At 69.5% G+C, this 21,131-nt stretch carries 21 protein-coding genes; 17 read left to right on the top strand and 4 right to left on the bottom strand.

All coding sequences use genetic code 11. From position 1 onward, the window contains the following. Nucleotides 1-114 precede the first annotated feature (114 nt). Complete coding sequence (locus tag AB2385_RS11330) at nt 115-495, top strand: MFS transporter (protein WP_367655114.1); 381 nt, start codon at nt 115-117, stop codon at nt 493-495. Nucleotides 496-657: 162 nt separating this feature from the next. Further along, nucleotides 658-906: a hypothetical protein gene (locus tag AB2385_RS11325; protein WP_367655113.1), complete on the top strand. Its 249-nt coding sequence runs from the start codon at nt 658-660 to the stop codon at nt 904-906. A 36-nt stretch (nt 907-942) separates the two neighbouring features. On the opposite strand, the gene AB2385_RS11320 is transcribed toward AB2385_RS11325, so the two are convergent. After that, nucleotides 943-1,569, bottom strand: coding sequence for an HAD family hydrolase (locus AB2385_RS11320; RefSeq protein WP_367655112.1), 627 nt, complete (start codon nt 1,567-1,569; stop codon nt 943-945). A gap of 338 nt (nt 1,570-1,907) precedes the next feature. On the opposite strand from AB2385_RS11320, the gene AB2385_RS11315 reads away from it, so the two are divergent. Both AB2385_RS11315 and AB2385_RS11310 read left to right on the top strand, forming a co-directional pair. After that, entirely contained in the window at nt 1,908-2,534 is a 627-nt protein-coding gene (locus AB2385_RS11315) for an NUDIX hydrolase (protein ID WP_367655111.1), read from the top strand. A 285-nt stretch (nt 2,535-2,819) separates the two neighbouring features. Next, on the top strand, nt 2,820-3,968 hold the full coding sequence (locus AB2385_RS11310) for a thermonuclease family protein (protein ID WP_367655110.1): 1,149 nt from the start codon (nt 2,820-2,822) through the stop codon (nt 3,966-3,968). 69 nt (nt 3,969-4,037) lie between these two features. Here the strand turns inward: AB2385_RS11310 and AB2385_RS11305 are convergent, their stop codons facing one another. Continuing rightward, entirely contained in the window at nt 4,038-4,418 is a 381-nt protein-coding gene (locus AB2385_RS11305; protein WP_367655109.1) for a hypothetical protein, read from the bottom strand. A 152-nt stretch (nt 4,419-4,570) separates the two neighbouring features. Here AB2385_RS11305 and AB2385_RS11300 point away from each other — a divergent pair, with 152 nt between their 5' ends. Further along, the gene (locus AB2385_RS11300; protein ID WP_367655108.1) at nt 4,571-4,981 is read left to right on the top strand and encodes a heme-binding protein; all 411 of its coding nucleotides are present in this window, start codon (nt 4,571-4,573) and stop codon (nt 4,979-4,981) included. Between the two features lie 211 nt (nt 4,982-5,192). Beyond that, entirely contained in the window at nt 5,193-6,350 is a 1,158-nt protein-coding gene (locus AB2385_RS11295; protein ID WP_367655107.1) for a hypothetical protein, read from the top strand. A gap of 131 nt (nt 6,351-6,481) precedes the next feature. Here the strand turns inward: AB2385_RS11295 and AB2385_RS11290 are convergent, their stop codons facing one another. Both AB2385_RS11290 and aroF read right to left on the bottom strand, forming a co-directional pair. After that, nucleotides 6,482-7,609: a polysaccharide deacetylase family protein gene (locus AB2385_RS11290; protein ID WP_367655106.1), complete on the bottom strand. Its 1,128-nt coding sequence runs from the start codon at nt 7,607-7,609 to the stop codon at nt 6,482-6,484. 172 nt (nt 7,610-7,781) lie between these two features. Then, nucleotides 7,782-8,603 carry a 3-deoxy-7-phosphoheptulonate synthase gene (gene aroF, locus AB2385_RS11285; protein ID WP_367655105.1) on the bottom strand — a complete coding sequence of 274 codons (822 nt, stop codon included), beginning with the start codon at nt 8,601-8,603 and terminating at the stop codon, nt 7,782-7,784. Between the two features lie 272 nt (nt 8,604-8,875). Between aroF and AB2385_RS11280 the strand changes: the two genes are divergently transcribed. From AB2385_RS11280 to AB2385_RS11230, 11 genes are all read left to right on the top strand, one after another. Further along, a complete protein-coding gene (locus AB2385_RS11280) occupies nt 8,876-9,577 on the top strand; it encodes a TetR/AcrR family transcriptional regulator (protein ID WP_367655104.1) in 702 nt (233 codons plus the stop codon). A gap of 51 nt (nt 9,578-9,628) precedes the next feature. Next, nucleotides 9,629-11,020: a radical SAM protein gene (locus AB2385_RS11275; protein WP_367655103.1), complete on the top strand. Its 1,392-nt coding sequence runs from the start codon at nt 9,629-9,631 to the stop codon at nt 11,018-11,020. Nucleotides 11,021-11,244: 224 nt separating this feature from the next. Then, nucleotides 11,245-12,342 (top strand): hypothetical protein, encoded by a 1,098-nt coding sequence (locus tag AB2385_RS11270; protein WP_367655102.1) that lies wholly within the window; start codon nt 11,245-11,247, stop codon nt 12,340-12,342. Between the two features lie 108 nt (nt 12,343-12,450). Then, nucleotides 12,451-12,624 carry a hypothetical protein gene (locus AB2385_RS11265; protein ID WP_367655101.1) on the top strand — a complete coding sequence of 58 codons (174 nt, stop codon included), beginning with the start codon at nt 12,451-12,453 and terminating at the stop codon, nt 12,622-12,624. Between the two features lie 296 nt (nt 12,625-12,920). After that, nucleotides 12,921-14,054, top strand: a complete 1,134-nt coding sequence (locus tag AB2385_RS11260; RefSeq protein ID WP_367655100.1) for an N-acetylglucosamine kinase — start codon at nt 12,921-12,923, stop codon at nt 14,052-14,054. Further along, the gene (locus AB2385_RS11255) at nt 14,051-15,277 is read left to right on the top strand and encodes an SIS domain-containing protein (RefSeq protein WP_367655099.1); all 1,227 of its coding nucleotides are present in this window, start codon (nt 14,051-14,053) and stop codon (nt 15,275-15,277) included. Before AB2385_RS11260 ends, AB2385_RS11255 begins: the two co-directional genes overlap by 4 nt. A 240-nt stretch (nt 15,278-15,517) precedes the next feature. Next, nucleotides 15,518-16,108: a rubrerythrin gene (rbr, locus tag AB2385_RS11250; protein ID WP_367655098.1), complete on the top strand. Its 591-nt coding sequence runs from the start codon at nt 15,518-15,520 to the stop codon at nt 16,106-16,108. Nucleotides 16,109-16,879: 771 nt separating this feature from the next. Further along, nucleotides 16,880-18,706: a helix-turn-helix domain-containing protein gene (locus tag AB2385_RS11245; RefSeq protein ID WP_367655097.1), complete on the top strand. Its 1,827-nt coding sequence runs from the start codon at nt 16,880-16,882 to the stop codon at nt 18,704-18,706. Between the two features lie 87 nt (nt 18,707-18,793). After that, the gene (locus AB2385_RS11240; RefSeq protein ID WP_367655096.1) at nt 18,794-19,150 is read left to right on the top strand and encodes a DUF3870 domain-containing protein; all 357 of its coding nucleotides are present in this window, start codon (nt 18,794-18,796) and stop codon (nt 19,148-19,150) included. A 284-nt stretch (nt 19,151-19,434) separates the two neighbouring features. Continuing rightward, a complete protein-coding gene (locus AB2385_RS11235) occupies nt 19,435-20,223 on the top strand; it encodes a 2-keto-4-pentenoate hydratase (protein ID WP_367655095.1) in 789 nt (262 codons plus the stop codon). A gap of 14 nt (nt 20,224-20,237) precedes the next feature. After that, on the top strand, nt 20,238-21,125 hold the full coding sequence (locus AB2385_RS11230) for an acetaldehyde dehydrogenase (acetylating) (protein ID WP_367655094.1): 888 nt from the start codon (nt 20,238-20,240) through the stop codon (nt 21,123-21,125). Nucleotides 21,126-21,131: the final 6 nt, after the last annotated feature.

The following is a 21,131-nucleotide window of genomic DNA, read 5'->3' as shown; positions in this document are numbered from 1 at the left end:
GGCCAGGGCCTCCCTGTGGCGTATTGCAGGGCTCCTTTCGTTCGTCTCAATAAGAATTTATGTACTACGCATCCGTGCTACTGATCATCCCCACCAAGCCGAGGAGGACGACAGGTGCTCTCGCTCTTCCGCAACCGCAACTATTCCCTGCTCTACTTCGGCCAGTTCTGTTCCGCAGTGGGCGACCAACTCTACGGGATGGCCCTGTTCTGGCTCACGTACCGGGTGACGGGGTCGTCGACCGCGATGGCGCTGGTGGGTACCGCCGAGTACGTGCCCTACCTCATCTTCGGCCTGCTGGGCGGCGTCCTGGCCGACCGGTTCGACCGGCGGCGGCTGATGATCGGCACGGGGCTCGTGCGGATGGGCGCGGTGGGGCTGGTGCCGCTGCTCTACGTGACCGGCACCCTCGAGGCGTGGCACCTGGCGGCGGTGGCGCTGGTGCAGGCGTCTGCCTCGGCTTTGTCATGCCGGCACGCTCCGCCATGCTGGTGAGCGTGCTGCCGGAGAGCGATTACCAGCGCGGGGCCGCAGTCTACTCAGCCACTATGCGGACGGCCCGCATCGTGGGTCCGCTCCTGGCTTCATTCCTGTTCGCGCGCATCCCCACCGCCCGGTCTGGCGGCGACTGCCGTTGCGGCGGTCGGCGGGCCCATCATGGACCTGGCCATGTCGCTCAAGATCCGGAGCGAGGTCGCACCGGGCGACCTGGGCAAGGCGCACGCCCTGTGGTACACCGGCTCCTACGGCGGCTCGGCCCTCGGCTCCCTCCTGTTCGGGCCGCTGTTCGATCACATGTCCGTGCCCGCCGGCTTTGCCATCGGCGCTGCCTGCCTGGCCGTGCTGGGACTCGCCGGGGTGCTGGCGGTGGCCCCCGCAGAGAGGGCGGCTGCCCGCTCCGCATGAGGGGAGCCGGGGCCCTTTCGCCCCGGCTCCATCTCTTTATGGGGTGGTGCAGCACAGGCGGAGGAGATCGGAAGGGTGCTGGACCCTGTAATCGCAGGGGACGGCGGGGTTCAGGGTGCCCCACAGGGCGAGGGCGAACTTGACCCCGGCCGCACGGGCGCACCGGCTGTCGTAGACCGTGTCCCCGACGTAGACCACGTCGGTCGGGTGGAGCCCCGTGTCGGCCAGCAGCTTCAGGATGGGGTCGGGGTCCGGCTTGTGCCGGGGGGTGTCGTCGGCGCAGACGATGGCGTTGAAGTAGTCGGTCAGGCCGAGACGTCGAAAATCGTGGTCGAACTCCACACGCGTCTTCGAGGTCACGAGGCCGAGGGTGACGCCGGCTTCCCTGAGGGCCGTGAGGGTTTCTTCAATGCCCGGGAAGACCGTGATGAGATGGTCGTACTGCCTCACGTAGGCGTCCCACTTCGCCAGGGCGGCCGGAACGTCGGGAACGCCCAGCCGCGCCAGCCCCCTCGCACCCGGAATGCCCAGTACGGGTACCAGCTCCTCCTCCGGGAACTCGCGCCCCAGTTCTTCCCGGAGCACCTCCCGTAGTGAGGCGAGGATGGCTTCCTTGCTGTCGATGAGCGTTCCGTCCACATCAAAAGCCACGCACTTGAACACCGTCTCCTCCTCCAGACCACTCAGCTTGATGCGTCAGAGTTACACATTCGAGATCAACACAGTTCTCTCCCCCACGGATGTGTACCACACCTGGGCCACCCAGGCAACCTTGCGGGCACACTCGGTCCCGAGTATCCAGCCGCATCACGCAGAGAACCATGTGTGCCCGCATGGTTCCCGGTGGCGGGAGTCAGCCTGCCGAGGGTCAGCCTACAATGAAGGTTCGGGGGCTGTTTGGCGGAGTCTGGCACCTGATGCATGACGAGTGCATCCGATGTCGGTCAGGCCGGCGCGATCTGCATCGCAGTTGACACGGCGAAAGGGCGGGGGTGATCTTATTGTCGCACAACCCGTTGTGGCTTCAGTGGGCGCAGCAGATTCAGTCCATCGCCCAGGCCGGAATCACGTACAGCAAGGACCCCTACGACCAGGAGCGGTACCGGCGGCTGCGTGAGATCGCTGGCGAGATCATGGCCAGCTACACGTCTGTGCCGAAGGACGTGCTGTCTCAGGCGCTTGCGGCCGAGGAGGGCTACCTGACCCCCAAGGTCGACGTCCGCGCCGTCGTCTTTGACGTCCGGGGCCGGCTGCTCCTGGTGCGGGAGCGGGGGGAGGGGCTCTGGTCCCTGCCGGGCGGATGGGCCGACGTGGGGGAGAGCCCCGGCGAGGCGGCCGCCCGGGAAGTGCTGGAGGAGTCGGGCTACCGGGTGCGGCCGGTGAAGGTGCTCGCCGTCTACGACCGGGCCAGGCACGCGCACCCTCCGCTGCTGTGGTACGTGTACAAGCTGTTCATCCGCTGCGAGCTGGTGGACGGCACGGCTCGGACCAGCCTGGAGACGGATCGGGTCGGCTTTTTTGACCGCGACAGCATCCCGGCCCTGTCCACCAGCCGCGTCACCGCCGCCCAAATCCGGCGGATGTTTGAGCACTACGACAATCCCGATCTGCCCACCGACTTCGACTGATATGCCCGGCCCCTGCCAGGGGCCCGCAGCCGTGTGCACCCTGCTTCTGGGACACGCCCGGAGCTCTGCTTCATGCAGGGCTCTGGGTTTTCGTGTTTCCGGCATGGCGGGAGCGCCGGCGGAGTATCTTGTCGTCGGCCCGATGCCCCCGCCGGTGCGCCCGGCAGGGGGCGGACCCGGGCGCCTTCCGTCCATCGGTTCACCGGGCCGCGTTAGACGAGGAAGGGTTGAAAGGAAGCGATACCAAATTATTAACCACAGGTTGCGTTTCGGGGGGCCCTGACAGTGCTGTGGAAACGAGTGATGGCCCTTGCAGTTGCGGCCGTGCTGCTCGCCGGATGCGGCGGCATTTCCCCTCCGGCTTCCCAGGCGGCCACATGGTCCGGGGCGCCGGTAGACGCGGTCGGCCCCGAGGCTGCCGCGGCGGAGTCCGGCGAGGCCGCAGTGGTCCCGTCCGTGGGGAGCCAGCCCTCCGGCCCTGACGTCGATCCGTCAGCAGCGGAACCGCCGTCCGGGCCCGATGGCGACGGGGCTGCGGCGGACCGGCAGTCCGCGGCGGAGGCGGCCGGTCCCGCCCTGGAAGGGTGCCTGGCGGAGGCGCCTTCGCCTCCCGCAGATGCCCAGAGGATCCTGGTGACCCGGGCGGTGGACGGGGACACGCTGGCGTTCGCTGACGGGACGAGGGTCCGGCTGATCGGGATCAACACGCCGGAGTCGGTGGACCCCCGTCGCCCGGTTCAGGCGTACGGGAAGGAAGCCTCAGCCTATACCCAACAGCTCACCGCCAACCAGGAGGTGCTGTACGTTCCGGGGCAGACGCCCCGTGACCGGTACGGGCGGCTCCTGGCCTGGGTCTGGCTCGCGGACGGCACGTTCCTGAACGCCCTCCTCGTGCGGGACGGCTACGCCCAGGTGTACACCTTCGCCGACAACCCGGATCATGCCGACCTCCTCCTGGCGTGCCAGCGGGAGGCCCGGGAGGCCAACCGCGGGCTGTGGGCCCTGCCGGAGTACCAGGACGGGCAGATGGCCGCGGAGATGGACCGGGAGCCCGGCTCTGGGGAGCCGTCCGGCGCGGGCGAGGCCGCTGAGGCGCTGGCGGCAGGAGAGGCTGCTGCGCTGGCAGGGGAGGCGGCGGAGGCTGCGGCGGCAGGAGAGGCCGCCGCACTGGCGATCACGCAAGAGCCGGGTGTGGTGTCCCGGGGAGCGAAGGCCACCGTGTCGGTCAGGACCAGGGCCGGAGTGACGTGCAGCATCTCCGAGATCTACAAGAGCGGCCCGAGCACGGCAAAGGGACTGGAGCCGAAGCAGGCCGACGCGGCCGGCGTGGTCTCGTGGTCCTGGACCGTCGGTACGCGTACCACGCCCGGAACGTGGCCGGTGATCATCACCTGTGGCGGCGAGACCGTCCGCACGGCAGTCACCGTCCCCTGAAGCCCCGGTGCGAAGAGAACGAGAACCCATCGACCCGCACAGCTCCGCAGCTGTGCGGGTCGGCTGTCCTTACGGGATATCCCGCAATCCCGGCCCCGTGAGCCCCCAGATGGCCAGGGCCACGACGACGAATCCCGCGCCGGCGGCGACCGCGTACGGTGAGAACCAGTCCGAAAGAACCCCCGCCGCCGCCATGCCGACCGGTGAGAGCGCCTGATTCAGCGAGCCCTGCAGGCCGAAGAAGCGCCCCTGCTGCTCCGGGGACACGAGCGGCCGCCGCAGGTCGGCCAGCAGCACGTTCTGCAGCCCGAACAGAAGCCCGCCGGCGAAGTCCCGCCAGAAAGGACGGCGCTCCCGTGGAGGGGCCGGTGCCCAGCGCAGCTGTCGGCGGCCAACCTGGCCTGCCGGAAGGCGGCTGAGGCCAACGTGACGCTGGCGGGGCTCGTGCACGGCAACGCCCTGGACCTGACGGCTCGCACTCGGCGCTCACTGTCCGATCTTGGATGCCTGCAGTACCCGACTGCAGGACATTCAACCACTCGAAGCGAATAGTGATAAAATAGACATACGAGTCGCTTGAGTGCGAATGGAGGGAGTAGGCGATGTGCGGCAAACTGACCGCCAGCGATTGCGATCGGATCCTGGCGGCGGCGGAGGCCAGGGCCAGGGAGATCAACGTGCCGATGGTGATTGCCATCGTCGATGAAAGCGGGGTCCTGAAGGCGTTCAAGCGGATGGACGGCTCGCTGCTGATCAGCGTGAAGGTTGCCCAGGGCAAGGCCTACACGGCGGCGGCGCTGCGGATGAGCACCCGCGAGGTCGGCGAGCGGACCCAGCCGGGCGCCGACATCTACGGCATGCAGTTTGCCGACGTGGGGAACATCATCAGCTTCGGTGGCGGCTTCCCGCTGATTCGGAACGGCGAGCTCATCGGCGGCATTGGGGTGAGCGGCGGCAGCTGTGAGGAGGACGAGGACGTCGCCCGCGCCGGCATGGCGGCCCTCGAGCCGTAGCGGGCGCGGAAGGCGGCCGACAGCCCCGGGGTCACGGGCTGCCGGCCGCCTTCGTTGTGGGGCGGGTGTGCGGAGGCCGCATGCGGCCACGCCCCGGCAGGATTTGACGCCCCGACGGGGAAGAGTATTGGGCCGGGCCGGAAGCCAGGGACCTGCCTGCACGACTGCGTCTGGCCTCACACCGATTCGGCGATGCTGAGGAGGGTGCCCGATGCCCAGGGGTCCCAACGACCGCAAAGCACGAGTGATCTCCCTGCAGGGGGTGCGTGAGGGCCGCGACCACGCGGCCCTCCTGGGCCGCCTGCTGGAACTGGCTGCCCAATTGCCGCCTGAGGAGGGCGTGGCCGGCGGCCTGGCGCGGTACTACGCGGGCGACCCGCCCGAGGAGGCGCTCCAGGACCTCACCGACCCGCTGGACTGGATCTTCTTTGCCTATCGACCGCCAGGTTCTGACCTGACGCTGGCCGAGCGCATCGCCCGGGAGGACCGGCGCCTGTCGGAGCGGGAGCGGGAGCAGCTGCGCGCCTGGTCCGGCGGGGCGGTGGCCGGCCTCTTCCACGTGCTCCACCCGGGCCCTGGCGAGGTGCGCCTCCGGCGGCTGGGCGACCAGTCCCCGATCGTCGCCTCCGATTCCCGGGAAGGGCTGCAGGCCGGCGACCTGGTGGCCGGGTGGCTCCTGCCGACCGGCTCTCACTTCCGGTTTGGGTACAGTTCCTACCTCGTGCCCGCCGCAGCCGTCCGTCCGCTGGAGCACCTGATCCGGCAGGACATGGCGCTCCTGCGCCGCCAGATGCCCGGCGCCACCTGGAACCACTACTACCGCGCCCTCTGGCCCCGCGTGGACACGGTGATGGACCTCGCCCTTTTCTTCGGCGAGGAATGCCTCGCGGTGCAGGTGGCGTCGGAGCCCGCTGTCGTGGGTCGGCCGCAGGAGGATCCCGCCTGGCAGGCGGTGGCGGAACGGCTGGCCGGGTTCCTGTTGGAGGAGGGCGCACACCCGGAGGAGATCGAAGGGGCACACCGGCTCTGGTGGGATGCCGTGCACGTGCTGAGGCCGCGCGTAAACCGTCCGGAGCCCTGGGTTGGCGGGTTGCTATACCTGTTGGCGAACCGGATCTACGGGCTCGGCGCCACACAGCAGGAGATTGCCGAGATGGTGGGCACGTCCGCCGCATCGGTGGGCAGCCGCTCCCGCCAGATCGACGAGGCGCTGGCGATCGAGGACGGCGACCCGCGTTACGCGGACCTGATGGACGCCGCCATCCGCCAGTTCCACCGCGGCGAACTGCTGTTGCTTCTCAGCGGGGCCACGGCCGCGGCGACGGTTGAAGGGCCGTGGCTGTACCTTCCACACGGCGATACCCCGTAGGGCCTGGCCGTTGCTCTGATCGACGAGGCCTGGCTGAGGATAGCCCCCTGGCTCGCTGCACACAGCGTGGGCCAGGGGGCTGCTGTCCGTCGTGGGGGGTAGGCCGCCTGTGGCGGACGACCTGGCTCCGCTCAGTCGCAGGCACCCGCGTCGCCCGTGAGCAAACGGGCGAAACCGCATTCGCCGATGCCGGGGAAGACGATCTGCCGGTTCAGCCGGTACGGATCGTGGCCAGGGACGATGTACCCCCGCTCCACCGTGAAGCCCAGCTGCACCCCGGCGCTTTGCAGGGCCGCCAGCGTCTCCTGGCCGTGGGCGCCGAAGGGGTAGGCGTAGGCGATGGGCTGGGGCAGTCCCTCTGCCAGCATGAGGTCACGCAGCTGCTGCCAGTCGGCGGTGATCTCCTCGGCCGACCAGGCGACCAGGGCCGGCTGGCCGCCCACGTAGCGGTGGCCGTCGTGGGAGTGGGCCTGAATCTCGACGAGGCCGGATGCCACCATCTCCCGCATCTCGTCCCAGGAGAGGTACTCCAGACTGCCGACCTTCTGTCCGGCCAGGCTGGTCACCACGAAGATCACCGCGTTCATGCGGTGGCGCGCCAGCGTGGGGTAGGCGTGGATGTAGTTGGAGCGGTAACCGTCGTCGAAGGTGATGAGGACGGGTTTCTCGGGTAGCGGCGTGCCGTGGTGCAGCCAGTTCAGGAGGTCTGTCGTCGTGACGCTGGTGTAGCCGTTGGCGGCGAGCCAGGCGATCTGCGCCTCAAACTCCTCGGTGCTCACGATCGCCCCGTTGCCGCCGTCGGCGCCGGGCTCGAGGTGGTGGTAGAGGAGCACCGGCACCCGCAGCGGCGTCTGACGGGCTTCGGGCAGTTCCGGTGGCTGGTCTGGCGGCTGTACGCCACGGTCGGTGTCCGGCTGCTCTTCCGGCGCCTGCGCGCCGGGCCCGGGGGCCGGCTCGCCTTCCCCGGGCACGCTGCCGCCACCTTCGGCACGGCCCTGCCGGGACGCAGGCCTGTCCTCGCCTTCCGCCGGCGATCTCTCCCCGGTTTCGGGAGTGGGTGTGCCGTTCCCGGCGCGGTCCTGCCAGTCGACCAGCACCTGACCGCCGCCGGGCTCGGCGTACGCGGACGAGCCGGCCCCTGCCGGGGTGGGCGGATCCATCGTCGCGGCCGGCCGCGCCAGCCGGGGGACGATGAGCAGCACCGCGGTCAACAGGGAGCCGAGCAGGACCGCACCGGTTATCGCGCGCGGTTTGGACATAGGGGGCGTCCTCCACTTGCGTAAATGAGACCACAACTTGGACGTTGCACAACTATGCAAGGTTCCAAGGTGGCGTCGCCACGCGCGTCCACCAGGCTGGGTTGAAACGGTACCGTCACGAGTCCGGAGTGCGTCCGCTTGCAAGCACGAGCGCAGCCGAAGACCCTGGAGTTCAGGCGTCTTCGGCTGCGGCGCGCACGGGTGCCAGTCCCAGTTCTCGCATCAGCCGGTGGAAGTCTTCGAGCGAAAGGGCCTGGTTGGCGTCACTCAGTGCCCGGGCCGGATCGGGGTGGACCTCCAGCATCACGCCGTCCAGCCCGGCCGCCAGCGCGGCCCGGGTCAGCGCGGGCACCAGCTCCCGCCGGCCGCTGGCGTGGCTCGGGTCGGCGATGACCGGCAGGTGCGTCAGGTGCTTGGCGGCCACCGCCGTGGCGAGGTCCAGGGTGTAGCGGGTGTACGTCTCGAAGGTGCGGATGCCCCGCTCGCACAGGATGATGCGGCCGTTGCCGCCCTTGGCGACGTACTCCGCCGCGTTGAGCCACTCCTCCAGGGTGGCCCCGGGGCCGCGCTTCAGCAGCACGGGCTTGTCGATCTGCCCGAGGGCGCTCAGCAGACGGAAGTTCTGCATGTTGCGGGCCCCGACCTGGAGGATGTCGGCGTAGTGCGCCACCAGGTCGATCTCGCCCGGGTCCATCACCTCGGTCACGACGGGCAGGCCGGTCAGCTCCCGGGCCTCGGCCAGCATGCGCAATCCGGCCTCGCCCAGCCCCTGAAAGGAGTAGGGGGAGGTGCGCGGCTTGAAGGCGCCGCCCCGCAGGATGACCGCCCCCGCCCGGCGCACGGCCCGCGCGGTCGCCTGGATCTGTTCGGGCGATTCCACGGAACAGGGGCCGGCGATCACCACCGGCCGCCCCGCCCCCACCGCCAGCCCCGGCCGGATCTCCACGGGTCGGGTCTTCCCCGCCCCTTCCGTCACCAGGAGTGGTCTGGCCACAGGTAAGTCCTCCTCCGCGCTGTGACTCCTGTATCATATGAAGGGCACCGTCCAGGGGTTCTGGGCGCGGGTGCGGCGGTGAAGGCAGTCCCGGCTGTTCCGCGGAGCAGTCGGGGCTGCTACTTTGTGTGCACCCCGAAGGGATAATCGGCGGGGAGTCGTGCGATCCTTTCGCGTACTTGTACGGATCGCAGTGCTGGTATACCCTAAAGGTAGACGAATGACCAAATGAACACATTTGGTCATATCCACGGCTGGGAGGCAGTGACTGCATGGCTGCAGACAGGCGGGGTCGGCGCAAGGCGCGGGCCCACCACATCCTCGACACGGCGGCGGAACTCTTGCAGCGGTACGGCTACAACAAGACCACGATGGATGATCTGGCGCGCCAGGCGGGCGTGGCCAAGGGGACGCTTTACCTGCACTGGAAGACGCGGGACGACATCTTCGAAGCCCTGCTGCGCCGGGAACAGGTCGCCCTGGCCCGCACCTTCCTGGAGAACGTCCGGGCCTCCTCCAAGCGGCCCACCCTCCGCAGTCTGTTCCGCCATGCCGCACTCGGCCTCCTTCGCCACCCGTTGGGGCGGGCCGTCTTCACCCGTGACGTGGAAGTGGTCGGCAAGCTGCTCCGGGAGGCCGACGAACATCCCGAGCGGAAGGAACTCTTCGAGGTGCTGATCGACTTTCTCAGCCGGCGGAACCTGGTCCGTCCCGATCTTGCGCCCCGTGCCCAGGCCTTCCTGGTTCGCGCCGTCTTCCTCGGGTTCTTCATGCTCTGTTCCTGGACGCCGGACCAGCTGGGGCTCCCGGACGACCAGGTGGCGGATCTGGTGGCCGACACCGTGGTGGCGGCGCTGGACCTTGGCGGTCAGGCGACCCCTGAGGAGGTGACCGCAGCGGCAGAGGACTTCCTCGCGTATCTGGAGGAGCTCGTCGCCAAGGAGGAAGCCGAGTTTGAGGCGGAGCTGCTGTAGCGATCCCTCTCCATGCGCGTCGTTTCACCGTTGTCGGAAGGAGGAATGACCATGAACCTGGCCGAGACGTATCTGGGACAGCAGGTGCTGCAGCGTGTCGCCGGGATGGTGCTGCGGAATCCGGAGGAGAACCTGCCCCGGCTGGTCGACCTGGCGATCAGGATCGCCCCTCTGGAGAGCCACCGCGAGATCGCCCGCAAGGTGAAGCCCTTCCTGGACGACAAGGACGGGAACTGGTACAAGCTGGGGATGCGGATGCTGACCGAAACGCACCCGAAGGTGCGGGAGCGCACGGCCGTGAACTTCTTCATCAACGCCAGCTTCCTGGGGATCCCCAAGCAGCGGGAGGCCGAGAAGCGGCTGGGTGTGAAGGTGCCGTGGGCCATCCTGATGGACCCCACTGAGAAGTGCAATCTGCGCTGCATCGGCTGCTGGGCCGGCGACTACCAGCTGCGCCACGAGCTCAGCCTCGAGACCATGGACCGCGTCTGCCGCGAAGGCGGCGAGCTGGGCATCCATTTCTACGTCATCTCCGGTGGCGAGCCCATGGTCCGGAAGAACGACCTGCTCGAACTGGCCCGCCGCCATCCGGAGCAGATGTTCCACATCTACACCAACGGCACCCTGATCACCGAGGAGTTCGCCCGTGAGGCCGCCGAGCGGGGCAACATGGTCTTCGCCCTCAGCATCGAGGGGCTGGAGGAGACCACCGACGCGCGGCGCGGCAAGGGCGTCTTCCAGAAGGTCATGCGGGCGATGGACATCCTGCACGACGCGGGCCTCATCTACGGCTTCTCTGCCACCTACACCCGGAAGAACACGGAAGAGGTGGCCAGCGATGAGTTCATCGACCTGATGGTCGACAAGGGCTGTGCCTTCGGCTGGTACTTCACCTACATCCCCATCGGGCGGGACGTGGACCTGGAGCTCATGGCCACCCCCGAGCAGCGGGCCTACATGTTCGACCGCATCCGGGAGTTCCGGCGCACCAAGCCCATCTTCCTGGTGGACTTCTGGAACGACGGCGAGGCGGCGGTGGGCTGTATCGCCGGCGGGCGGAAATACTTCCACATCAACGCGGCGGGCGAGGTGGAGCCCTGTGCCTTCGCCCACTACGCCACCTGCAACATCAACGACGTCTCGGTGGAGGAGGCCCTGCAGAACCCGCTGTTCAAGGCCTACCAGAAGCGGCAGCCGTTCGACCCGAACCTGCGCCGGCCCTGCCCGATCATCGACCATCCCGAGATGCTGCGTAACATGGTCCACGAGTCGGGCGCCTATCCCACCCAGCTCACCGCCAACGAGACGGTAGACGAGTTCGCAGCGAAGCTGGCGAGCTACGCCACCGCCTGGGGCGAGCTGGCCGACAAGATCTGGAAGGACGAGCACGGCGAGGGGCCCGTCGCCGTCGGCCTCGACGGCCTGGGCAGCACTTCCCGGTAGCCGGTTCCCGTAAGAGGTCCGGGCGGACGTGCCCGGTGGAATATGCGGATGCCCCCGTTCTCGCACGAGGACGGGGGTCTTTCCCGTTGCCGAACACCCCGGGAAGCGCTGCACGGCGGGCAGCGGCCGCCGCGGCGAGTATCCTGGGGTGCAGGAGTGTTACGACACGTTGTAGTAATTAAGCGGGGAAGCACGCAGTGGCCGCCGGCGGGAGGAGGGGTCCTATGACGTGGGTGCGCACCGTGGGGACGTGCTGCCTCGTCGCCGTGCTGGCCGCCGCTCTGCACCTGGCCGCGCCGGCCGCGGCGCAGGACCAGGCCGAGGACCCGAGTCAGGACCGGGAGGCGGTCCTGCAGGAGCTGTTCCTGCTCAATCGCCGGCTGGAGGAAAGCCGGGCGACGCTGGCCGGGCTGGAGGAGCAGCTCGGGGAGGTCGGCGCCCGGGAGCAGGAGGCGCTGGCCCGCCTGGCGGCGCTGCAGGCTGACCTGCAGCGCCGTCGGGAGCAATACGGCCGCCGGCTCCGGTATTACCGGGAGCACGGGATGCGGGCACCGTGGATTCTCCTCTTCAGCTCCAAGTCGCTGCCTGACCTGCTCTGGCGGTTAGACGCCCTGCAGGAGATCATGGAGTACGATGCACGCCTCGCCCGTGAACTGGTCGCGGCGCAGGAGGCGACCGCCGCCGAGGTGCGGCGGCTGGCCGACGTCCGGGCCGAGGCCGAGGAGTTGCGCGCGGCCCAGGAGGCCGAGGTGGCCGCCCTGGAGGCCGCCATTGCCGAGAAGGAGGCGATCCTCGCCGGGCTGGGCGACCGGCGGGCCGAGGTGGAGGAGGCGCTGGCCGCCGTCGAGACCGACTGGCAGACGAGCGCCATGCCGGTGCTGGAAGCCCTGGGCGAGGCGCTGCAGGGGATCGGCACCCAGGGCATAAGGCCTGACGACGTGCGCGTCTCCCTGTTCCCGCCTGGGGCGGTGGTGACCATCACGGCCGACCGGCTGAACGAGGTCCTCCTGTCGTACGAGGAACTGTCCGGGCTCAGGGTGGAACTGGACGACGACGAAGACGATCTGCTCCTCTCGGGCTACTTCGACGAGGTGCCGCTGGAGATCGCCGGCGGATTCTCCGTGCTGCCCGGGGGGAAGCTCCGCTTCGAGCCTTCGCTGCTGCGGGTGCGGGACTTTGCGGTGCCCCGCACCGCGGTGGACGCGATCGTCGCGGACGGCTATCTGGACATCGACGTCAGCCCGATGGTCCAGCCGCCGCTGGCGCTGACCGCGGTGGACGTGGTCGGTGGCGCACTGATCATCCGGGCCGGTCTGCGGTAGGCCCTGTCGGCGGGCCTGCGGGCCGGCCCTTTTGCGGCACGGGTTTATCTACGCGTTAGAATAAGTCTCGCCCACACGACCGTGAAGACGAGATGGGAGTGGACAGGCATGGACGGACTCACGATTGCCGTGATCGGGGCTGGCAGCCCCTACACCCCGGAGTTGATCGAGGGCCTCGCCGCCCGGCAGGAGTGCCTGCCGGTGCGGGAGGTCCGCCTCGGGCGCCGGTGTGGAAGTAGTACTGCAGGCAGGGGCTGGGCAGGAGGCGCAGCTGGCGGATGAGGTCGGCGTCCACCGTGCGCACCCGCTCGGCCACCCGGTCGAACTCCTCGTCGCTGAGCGGACGACCGTCTACCGTGAGGTTGTAGGCGAAGTTCATGTGGTTGAGCCCGAAGTAGTCGTACCGCACCCGGGACGGGTCGACCCCCAGGGCCCGGGCGGTCCAGTGGGCCGGAAAGATCCCGCCGGAGCAGAGGCCCGCTGGTGCGGGACTACGACCTGGCCCGCCCGCTGCTGGATGACCTCCTGGAGGCCAACCGGCCGTTCCTGCCGCAGTTCTTTGGCCAGGGGGTGGCGCCGTGGGGCTGATTCTGGCCCTGGACCAGGGCTCCACCAAGACGGCGGCTCTCGTGGCTACGGAGCGGGGCGAGATCCTGGGCGCCGGCTCTGCCCGGGGCGCCTGCCACGCCAGCGACGGGATGGAGGCGGCCATGAGGGCGGTGCAGGAAGCTGCACTGGCAGCGCTGAAGTCAGCCGGCATCACCGCTGGGCATCTGCATGGACCCCTGCGCCCGCCCGCTGCTGGGCACCCGTCCGCACCGTGGTCCCCGTCTGTCCCCGGACATCCGCCTGTACCCTCGCCCACCCCCGCTCCGGGGTCGACGTCCGCTTCTCAGCCGTTGCCCTTGCCAGCGGTGATCGACCAGGTCTGCGCCGGCATGACCGGGGCCGACTGGCCCCACGAGTACCCGCTGCTGCAGGAGAACCTCCGCCGGGCCACCGGCGTGGCGTGGGTGACCGTGGTCAATGACTGCATCGCCGCCCGGCGGGCGGGCAGCGACCGCCCCTGGGGCAGCGTGGTCTGCGCCGGGACGGGGCTCAACGTGGCCGTCACCAGCCCCGGGGGCGAGACCTACATTTACGGCTACTACATCCAGGGCGACGACCAGGGGGGAACCGCGCTGGGCACCCTGGCCCTGCGGGCGGTCTTTGCCGCCGAGGCCGGCATCGGCCCGCCCACCCGGCTCACCGGGGCCCTGCTCCGCCATTACGGTGCGGCGGCGGTGGACGAGCTGCTCCAGCGGCGTGTGGCCGGCCGGCTGGGACCCAGCAGCGAACTGGTGCCCCTGCTGGCGGCGGCCGCACGGGCCGGCGACGAGGTGGCCCTGGCGATCGTGCACGGGTTTGCCGGGCGTGCGGCCCGGTACGTGACCGCCCGGCTGGAGCGCTTCGGCATGACGGACCTGGAGCAGGACGTGGTGCTGACGGGCGGGGTCTTCAAGGCGGGGCTGCCGGGCCTGCGGGAAGGAGTCGCCGCCGCGATCGCCCGCGTGGTGCCCCGCGCCCGCCTGGTGGACGCGCCCTACGAGCCCGTGGTGGGCGCACTGGTGCTGGCCCTGGAGGAGCGGCACGGCGTCCCGTTTGCCTTGTCCGACCCTGTGCTGGCCGGGAGCGCCCGCCGGCACGGACTCATCCGGAGGTGGAGCGAATGACGACGCGCATGTGGCAGGAGATTCACGAGCAGCCGGCGGTCGCCCGCAGGATCATCGAGACCTGGCGAACTGAGCGGGCCGCGCTGCTGGCTGACTGCCGGGCGGAGTTGCGCGGGGCGGAGCGGGTGATCCTGGCCGGCACCGGCGCCTCGCTGGCTGCCTGCCGGGCGGGGCAGTACATCTTCGTCCGCTGCGGCCGCCTGCTGCCCCACGTGGTCCCGGCCGACGACCTCACCGGACCGGCCGCGCGCCTTCTGGGGCCCGAGAGCCTGGTGATCCTGGTCTCCCAGTCGGGCGAGAGCCTCGAGACCCGCGAGGCGGTGCGGGCGCTGCGCGCCGGGGGCGTGCGGCTGTGGGGCATCACGAACGATCCGTCCTCGCTCCTTGCCCGGGAGGCCGACCAGGTGCTGCCCCTGGACGCCGGTGCGGAGGTGAGCTCGGCGACCAAGACCTACCTGGCCACGCTGCTGCTCCTGCTGCTCCTGGCCGGTGCCGGCGGGTGCCTGCAGCATCTGCCCGACGACCTGGAGGAGACGCTCCGCCGGTCCGCTGAGCCCGTCGCCCGGTGGGCCGCCGCACTGGCGCCGGCGCAGGCGGGCTACATCCTCGGCCTGCAGCAGTTCGGCCCCATCGCCGCCCAGGGGGCGCTGCTGCTGAAGGAGAAGGCGTCCCTGCACTTCGAGGGCCTCACGGTCTCCGAGTTTCGCCACGGCTGCATCGAGGCGGTGCAGCCGGGGCTGCCGATTCTGCTGCTGGCGTCCACCCCGGCGGGGGCGGCCGAGGGCCTGCGGCATGCCGCCTACCTGGCGTCACTGGGGGCGGACGTGCGGCTGATCACGGATGCGGTGCCGGCGGAAGACATGCGGTTGGGCTGCGACGGCACGCGGGCCGAGCTCGGACGGGCCGCCGGTGCTGCGGGGCCGCAGCCGGCCGCCGGCCCGACGCGGTCGACGCCGGCCGCCACCGCCCGCACCCCCCAGACGCCGCCGGGCGCCCGGACACCGGGGGCAGAAGGCGAGCGGCAGCCCCCCGGTGCGTCGCCGACGGCCATCCTGCCATCGGACCGTGTGCTGGTGGTTCAGAACCGGGGCGACCGGGTGCTGGGGATGCTGCAGGCGGTGGTGCCGCTGCAGCTGCTCGCCGAGCGGATTGCCCGGGAGCTGGGCCACGACGTGGACGGCTTCCGCTATATCAGCAAGGTGGTGGACTCGTACCAGTACTGAGGGTTTGACCCGGTTGAGTGTGCGGGGGCCGCTGCCCCGGCCCCAGGACAGAGTCAGGGCACGGCGTGAACCGGTTCCGCACGAACTGTTGTCCCAAGTGACTACGGCCACGCTGGGTCTTTGGTGTCAGAACCAAGTTGTACCAATTGATCATGTGAAACTTAGAACAATCCCAAGCGGAATCTGCTATACTCGAAATCAGCATCCGTTGGCGTTTCGGCCAGGAAAGGAGTCTTGCGCATGAACTTGAAAGGCACCAAGACGCTGGAGAACCTGATGAAGGCCTTCGCCGGTGAGTGCCAGGCCCGGGCGCGGTACATGATGTACGCCAAGGTCGCCGACAAGGAAGGGCTGAAGCAGATCGCCGCGATCTTCCAGGAGACCGCCGACAACGAGATGGCGCACGCCAACCGGTTCTTCAAGCTGGCCGCCGCAGGGCTCGAGGGCGAGATGCCCGCGATGGTGGAAATCAACGCCTCCTACCCGGTGGCCATCGGCAACACCCTCGAGAACCTGAAGGCCGCCGCGGCGGGCGAGAATGAGGAATGGGCCCACATGTACCCCGAGTTCGCCCGCATCGCGGAGGAGGAGGGCTTCAAGGAGATCGCCACCGCCTTCCGCATGATCGCCAAAGCCGAGACTGCCCACGAGACCCGCTATCGCAAGCTGGTCGAGAACCTGGAGAAGGGCGTCGTCTTCAAGCGCGACGGCAAGTACTTCTGGAAGTGCCGCAACTGCGGGTACATCCACGAGGGCACCGCTGCCCCGCAGGTCTGTCCGGCCTGCCAGCACCCGCAGGCGTACTTCGAGCTGTTCGTGGAGAACTACTAGGTGGTTCGCAGCGGGGACCGGAGCCAGGGGCATCTGGCGACAGTGCCCGACAGGATGGCAGCAGGGGCTGCTCCAGGGGGCATCTCACCCGGGGGCAGCCCTTTCGAGTGCCTGTTGCGAATGGCGGGGAGGTGCCTGTTCGGCGGTGCGCACACCCCTGGGGGTGGTCTGCAGCGGCAAAGCAGGTTCGCGGGTACCGTGCGGTTGCGTACGGGTGTCCCACCGGCGAAAGGTAACGAAATGAGCCACGCGGTCCGATCCGCGTGGCTCATTTTGTTGCCGTTCAGGTTTCAAACACTGCGAGAAGCGAGGCGTGAGCGTGCACGAGGGCCTCTCGTGAGACGTCGGGGGTACCCCTCCGGACGGTCCAAATACCCCGGGGGGTAGGTCTTGCCTCCCGATCGGGAGAAACCGTCCAGGGAACGGTAACGAAATGAGCACGTGGCCTGAGCCGCCTGGCTCATTTTGTTACCGTTCGGTCTCGCCCGCTGGTTCGTACCGGGCACCGCAGAGCCGCCGACGACCGGCCAGGCTTTGGCGCCGAGACCGACAGGAGGGTGAGCGACATACCCGGTCCCATGCACCAAAGTGCCATAACCCGCCGTGACGTGGCCTACTTTCCCGACACCAGCCGTGCTACTGTTATAGCCTGAATTACGGACCCCCGAATACGCCTCCGGCAGGGATATGGCCTCGTGTGAAGAAGATGCATGTAGAAAATACTTCGATAACAGAAACACAGCCGATGCTTCGCAGGGGGGGGAGTGGGCGATGGTCGCCAGCGGGCGTCTGCTGCGAATCAGCCCGCCGGCGCTGGGAGCGCTGCGCCGGGATCTCATCCGTACCCTGGGCCGCGACCGGGCCAGGGGTCTGCTCCTGCGCTTCGGCTGGGCGTGGGGGCAGGCCGACGCCTCGGCCCGGGGCGGCGCCGCGGCCGACGACCGGTCCCACCTGGAGTGGCTCCGGGACGGCCCGCGGCTGCACCGGCTCACCCGCATGGCGGGCGTGGAGACCCGGGTGCTGGAGATGGACCGGGAGCGGGGCCTGTTCCACATGGAGGGCTGCTGGACCCACTCCGTGGAGGCCCTGGAGCACCTGCGCCACTTCGGCCCCGCGGACGAGCCAAGCTGCTGGATCCTGACCGGCTACGCCACGGGGTACGCCTCCACCGTAATGGGGCGGCCGATTCACTTCCGGGAGCTGACGTGCGTGGCCCAGGGCGACGAGGCGTGCCACTTCGTGGGGCGCCCGGCGGAGGCGTGGGGGCGGCACGCGGCGGCGGACGCACGCTTCCTGGACCTCACGCCCATCTCGGACGAGGTGGACCAGACGCTGGAGCGCATCCGCCGGGAGAACGACCAGCTCCAGCACGTGATCGCGGTGCACGAACAGCTCACCCACGTCGTGGCCCGCGGCGCCGGTCCCACCGCCATCGCCGAGGCCCTGGAGCGCCTGATGGGCTGCGCCGTTTCGATCGAGGACGCCCACCTCCGGTCCCTGGCCCGTGCGGGCGACATCCCCACGCTGGGCGCCCTCACCCGGCGCCGGCCCGACCTGTGTCGGCAGCTGGCCCGCCTGCAGCGAGAGCGCCGGCCGCTGCTCCTTCCCGCCGCGGCCGGAGAGGGCAGCCCGGACCTGGTGGTGGCGCCGATCTTGCTGGAGGAGGACCTGCTCGGGTTCCTGACCCTGGAAGTGGTGAAGGGGCTGCGGCCGGCCCTGGTCACCCTCGTGGCCGAGCGGGCGGCCCTCACCTGTGCCCTGGAGCTCATGCGCCTGCGGTGCACCGTCGAGGCCGCGGCGCAGGCCAGGGGCGACTTTGTGGACCACCTTTTCGCTGCCGGCGCAGACGCCGCTTTCCTGAACCGATGGGCGCACCACCTGGGGCTCGATCTGGCCGGGACGCCGCACCGCATCATCCTCGCGGAGCCGGCAGGCCCGCCGACCCGCTCGCTTTCCGGTTCCCTCGCCGTGCTCCACTGGCGCTTCCGGGACCTGCTGGAGTCGGCACAGGCGCGGGGCCTGGTAGTGAGCCGATCGGACCACGTGGTGGGGATCGTGGAGTGCACGTCTCCAGCCGTCTGCCACCTGCCGGAGGAACTGCGGCGCTGGGCGGCCGCCGAGCGGCGGCCGGTGCGGGTCGGCGTCAGCCGCACGTTCCGGGGCGCGGCGGAGGCCGCGGAGGCGCACGCCGAGTGCCGGGCGGTGCTGGACGCCCTGCGGGACGAGCGCCCCGAGGGCCAAGTGGTCCGGGTGGACGATCTGGGCGCCCTTCAGCTGCTGTTCCGGGCGGGGCGGCCGGAGGAGCTGCGGCGTCACGTCGAGGCCCGGCTGGGACCGCTGCTGGCGTATGACAGGGCGCACAAGACGGAACTCTTGGAGACGCTCCGCCTCTACCTGGAGAGCGCCTGCAGCCTGCAGGCGACGGCGGAGCGGCTGAACATCTCGGTGAGCGGGCTGAAGTACCGCCTGCAGCGGATCAGCGAGGTGAGCGGCCTGGACCTGGACAACCCTGACGTGCGGTTCGACGTGCAGATGAGCCTGAGGCTGCTCGGACTCCTGGGGGGAAAACGGGAGCCCGCGAAATCAGACAGTCCCTGAGGCCCGTATCAGACCGAATCGACAGTCTACAAAAGTGCCAGTGTTATTTAACATTTTGACTAGGGCATACAAGTGGGGGTGTGAGCCGTGAACCGCCGTCCGCCGTCGCACGTGCTGGCCAGCGGGTACGCGCAGGCACCTCGGGGGACGTGCCTCGCAGAGCGATGGGGCAGCGTCGGGGTGGTCCTGGAGATCGATCCGGCCACGCACACCATCGTTGATGCCGAGTTCATGCTGAACACCGAGCTGGCCCGGCGCTTCTGCCGGGAACGGGTTGTGGGGTACTGTCTGGCGGAGGGCGTCGAGCCGCTTCTGCGGGAGATGGCGCGGTCGCTGGCCATCCCGTCCCAGCAGGCGTTCATCATGGCCGTACGGTCGGCCGTGCAGCGGTACTGGGAGCGGGTGAGCCCGCGGAACCGGGTTCCCAGCATTACCGCGGGGTAGAGCGATCCTCGCCCCGACCGCCGGGTGACCCGGCGGACGGGATGGTCCGCCACTCGCCCGGAGCATCTGCAACCACATACCGTCGGAGGAGCAGTCCACCTGGACCCCGGGGCCCCATGCAGGCCCGGGGAGAAAAGGGTGGAATCCAGCCCACCAGGACGCCATGCGAGGCGTAGCCATCGTGGCCGCCCCGCCCGCGTCCGGGGTGGGCTTTGTTGTTTTTCCGAGCCACCCCACGGCGGGCAGGCCGCCGTGCCCGTGGCGAGTGAGAGGAGGATTGGCACATGGCACTGGCGGCCGAACGCATCGCGGCCTACGCCGCCGAACTGGACCAGGCGGAGCGCACCCGGAAACCCATCGGACCGCTCACGGCCCGGGAGCCGGAGCTGACCCCAGACGACGCCTACCGGATCCAGCTGGCCTGGATGGACCTGCGCATCCAGCGCGGGGCCCGGGTGGTGGGCAAGAAGATCGGCCTCACCTCCCACGCCATGCAGTCGATGCTGGGCGTCTTCGAACCCGACTACGGCCACGTGCTCGACACCATGGTGATCGCCCCCGGCGACCCCGTAGCCCTGGACGAGCTGGTCCAGCCCAAGGTCGAGGGCGAGATCGCCTTCATCCTGGGCTGCGACGTGCCCACCCCGGCCACGGCCCTGGACGTGCTCCTGGCCACCCGGCTGGTGGTGCCGGCCCTCGAGATCGTGGACAGCCGCATTGAGGGCTGGCAGATCAGGCTGCCCGACACGGTGGCCGACAACGCCTCGTCCGGGCGGGTGGTGCTGGCGGAGCGGGGCCTGCGGCCCGATGAGCTCGACCTCACCCTGGTGGGCATGGTCTTCGAGAAGAACGGCGAGATGCTCTCCAGCGGCGCCGGGGCGGCGGTGCTGGGCAACCCCGCCGCAGCCGTGGCCTGGCTCGCCAACAAGCTGGCCCAGTTCGACATCCCGCTCCGGGCCGGCGAGATCATCCTCTCCGGCGCGATCACCGCCGCCGTGGAGGCGAGGCCCGGCGACCTGTTCACCGCCCGGTTCGGCTGCGGCCTGGGGAGCGTCAGCGCCCGGTTCGTGTAGGAAGGAGGATGTCTGTGCCCGAGAAGGTCCGCGTCGGCATCATCGGGTCGGGGAACATCGGCACCGACCTGATGTACAAGATCCAGCGGAGCGAGGTGCTCGAGCTGGCCATGATGGTGGGCATCGACCCGGAGTCGGAGGGGCTGAAGCGCGCCGCCCGCCTGGGCTGCGAGACCAGCGCCGACAGCTACCAGTACATTCTGAACCACCCCAACCCGCCGGCGATCGTCTTCGACGCCACCTCCGCCAAGGCCCACCTGGCCCACTACAAGGCGCTGCAGGAGAAGGGAATCCGCGCCATCGACCTCACCCCGGCAGCCGTCGGCCCCTACGTCTGCCCGGCCGTCAACCTGGGCGAGCACTGGGACGCCATGAACATTAACATGATCACCTGCGGCGGGCAGGCCACCATCCCCATGGTGAAGGCCGTCAGCCGGGTGGTGCCGGTGGAGTACGGCGAGATCGTGGCCACCATCGCCAGCCTCTCGGCCGGCCCCGGCACCCGGGCGAACATCGACGAGTTCACCCAGACCACCGCCCGGGGCATCGAGCTGGTCGGCGGTGCGAAGCGGGGCAAGGCGATCATCATCCTCAACCCGGCCTCGCCGCCCATCATGATGCGGAACACCGTCTTCTGCCACACCGCCGGGGACTACGACCCGGCGGAGCTGAGGCGGTCGATCGACGACATGGTGAAGACCGTGCAGGAGTACGTGCCGGGCTACCGCCTGCGGGCCGAGCCCATCTTCGACCAGCGGAGGGTCTCGATCTTCATCGAGGTGGAAGGACGGGGCGACTTCCTGCCCAAGTACGCCGGCAACCTCGACATCATGACCTCCGCCGCGGTCCAGGCGGCCGAGGTGACGGCCCGCCGGCTGCTCGAGGCGGGGACGAGGGGGTAAGGAGCC

The organism is Symbiobacterium sp. (assembly GCF_040797425.1).
Taxonomy (GTDB): Bacteria; Bacillota; Sulfobacillia; order Symbiobacteriales; family Symbiobacteriaceae; genus Symbiobacterium.
Note: the sequence above shows the minus strand (reverse complement) of the source record. Positions and strands in the feature narration are given on the sequence as shown.

Bases quoted from the DNA above. Each gene is read 5' to 3' on its own strand.
- AB2385_RS11275 (WP_367655103.1), top strand. From the start codon at position 9,629: ATGAACCTGGCCGAGACGTATCTGGGACAGCAGGTGCTGCAGCGTGTC.
- AB2385_RS11325 (WP_367655113.1), top strand. From the start codon at position 658: ATGGACCTGGCCATGTCGCTCAAGATCCGGAGCGAGGTCGCACCGGGC.
- rbr (WP_367655098.1), top strand. From the start codon at position 15,518: ATGAACTTGAAAGGCACCAAGACGCTGGAGAACCTGATGAAGGCCTTC.
- AB2385_RS11295 (WP_367655107.1), top strand. From the start codon at position 5,193: ATGCCCAGGGGTCCCAACGACCGCAAAGCACGAGTGATCTCCCTGCAG.
- AB2385_RS11280 (WP_367655104.1), top strand. From the start codon at position 8,876: ATGGCTGCAGACAGGCGGGGTCGGCGCAAGGCGCGGGCCCACCACATC.
- AB2385_RS11270 (WP_367655102.1), top strand. From the start codon at position 11,245: ATGACGTGGGTGCGCACCGTGGGGACGTGCTGCCTCGTCGCCGTGCTG.
- AB2385_RS11290 (WP_367655106.1), bottom strand. From the start codon at position 7,609: ATGTCCAAACCGCGCGCGATAACCGGTGCGGTCCTGCTCGGCTCCCTG.
- AB2385_RS11235 (WP_367655095.1), top strand. From the start codon at position 19,435: ATGGCACTGGCGGCCGAACGCATCGCGGCCTACGCCGCCGAACTGGAC.
- AB2385_RS11265 (WP_367655101.1), top strand. From the start codon at position 12,451: ATGGACGGACTCACGATTGCCGTGATCGGGGCTGGCAGCCCCTACACC.
- AB2385_RS11255 (WP_367655099.1), top strand. From the start codon at position 14,051: ATGACGACGCGCATGTGGCAGGAGATTCACGAGCAGCCGGCGGTCGCC.
- AB2385_RS11245 (WP_367655097.1), top strand. From the start codon at position 16,880: ATGGTCGCCAGCGGGCGTCTGCTGCGAATCAGCCCGCCGGCGCTGGGA.
- AB2385_RS11300 (WP_367655108.1), top strand. From the start codon at position 4,571: ATGTGCGGCAAACTGACCGCCAGCGATTGCGATCGGATCCTGGCGGCG.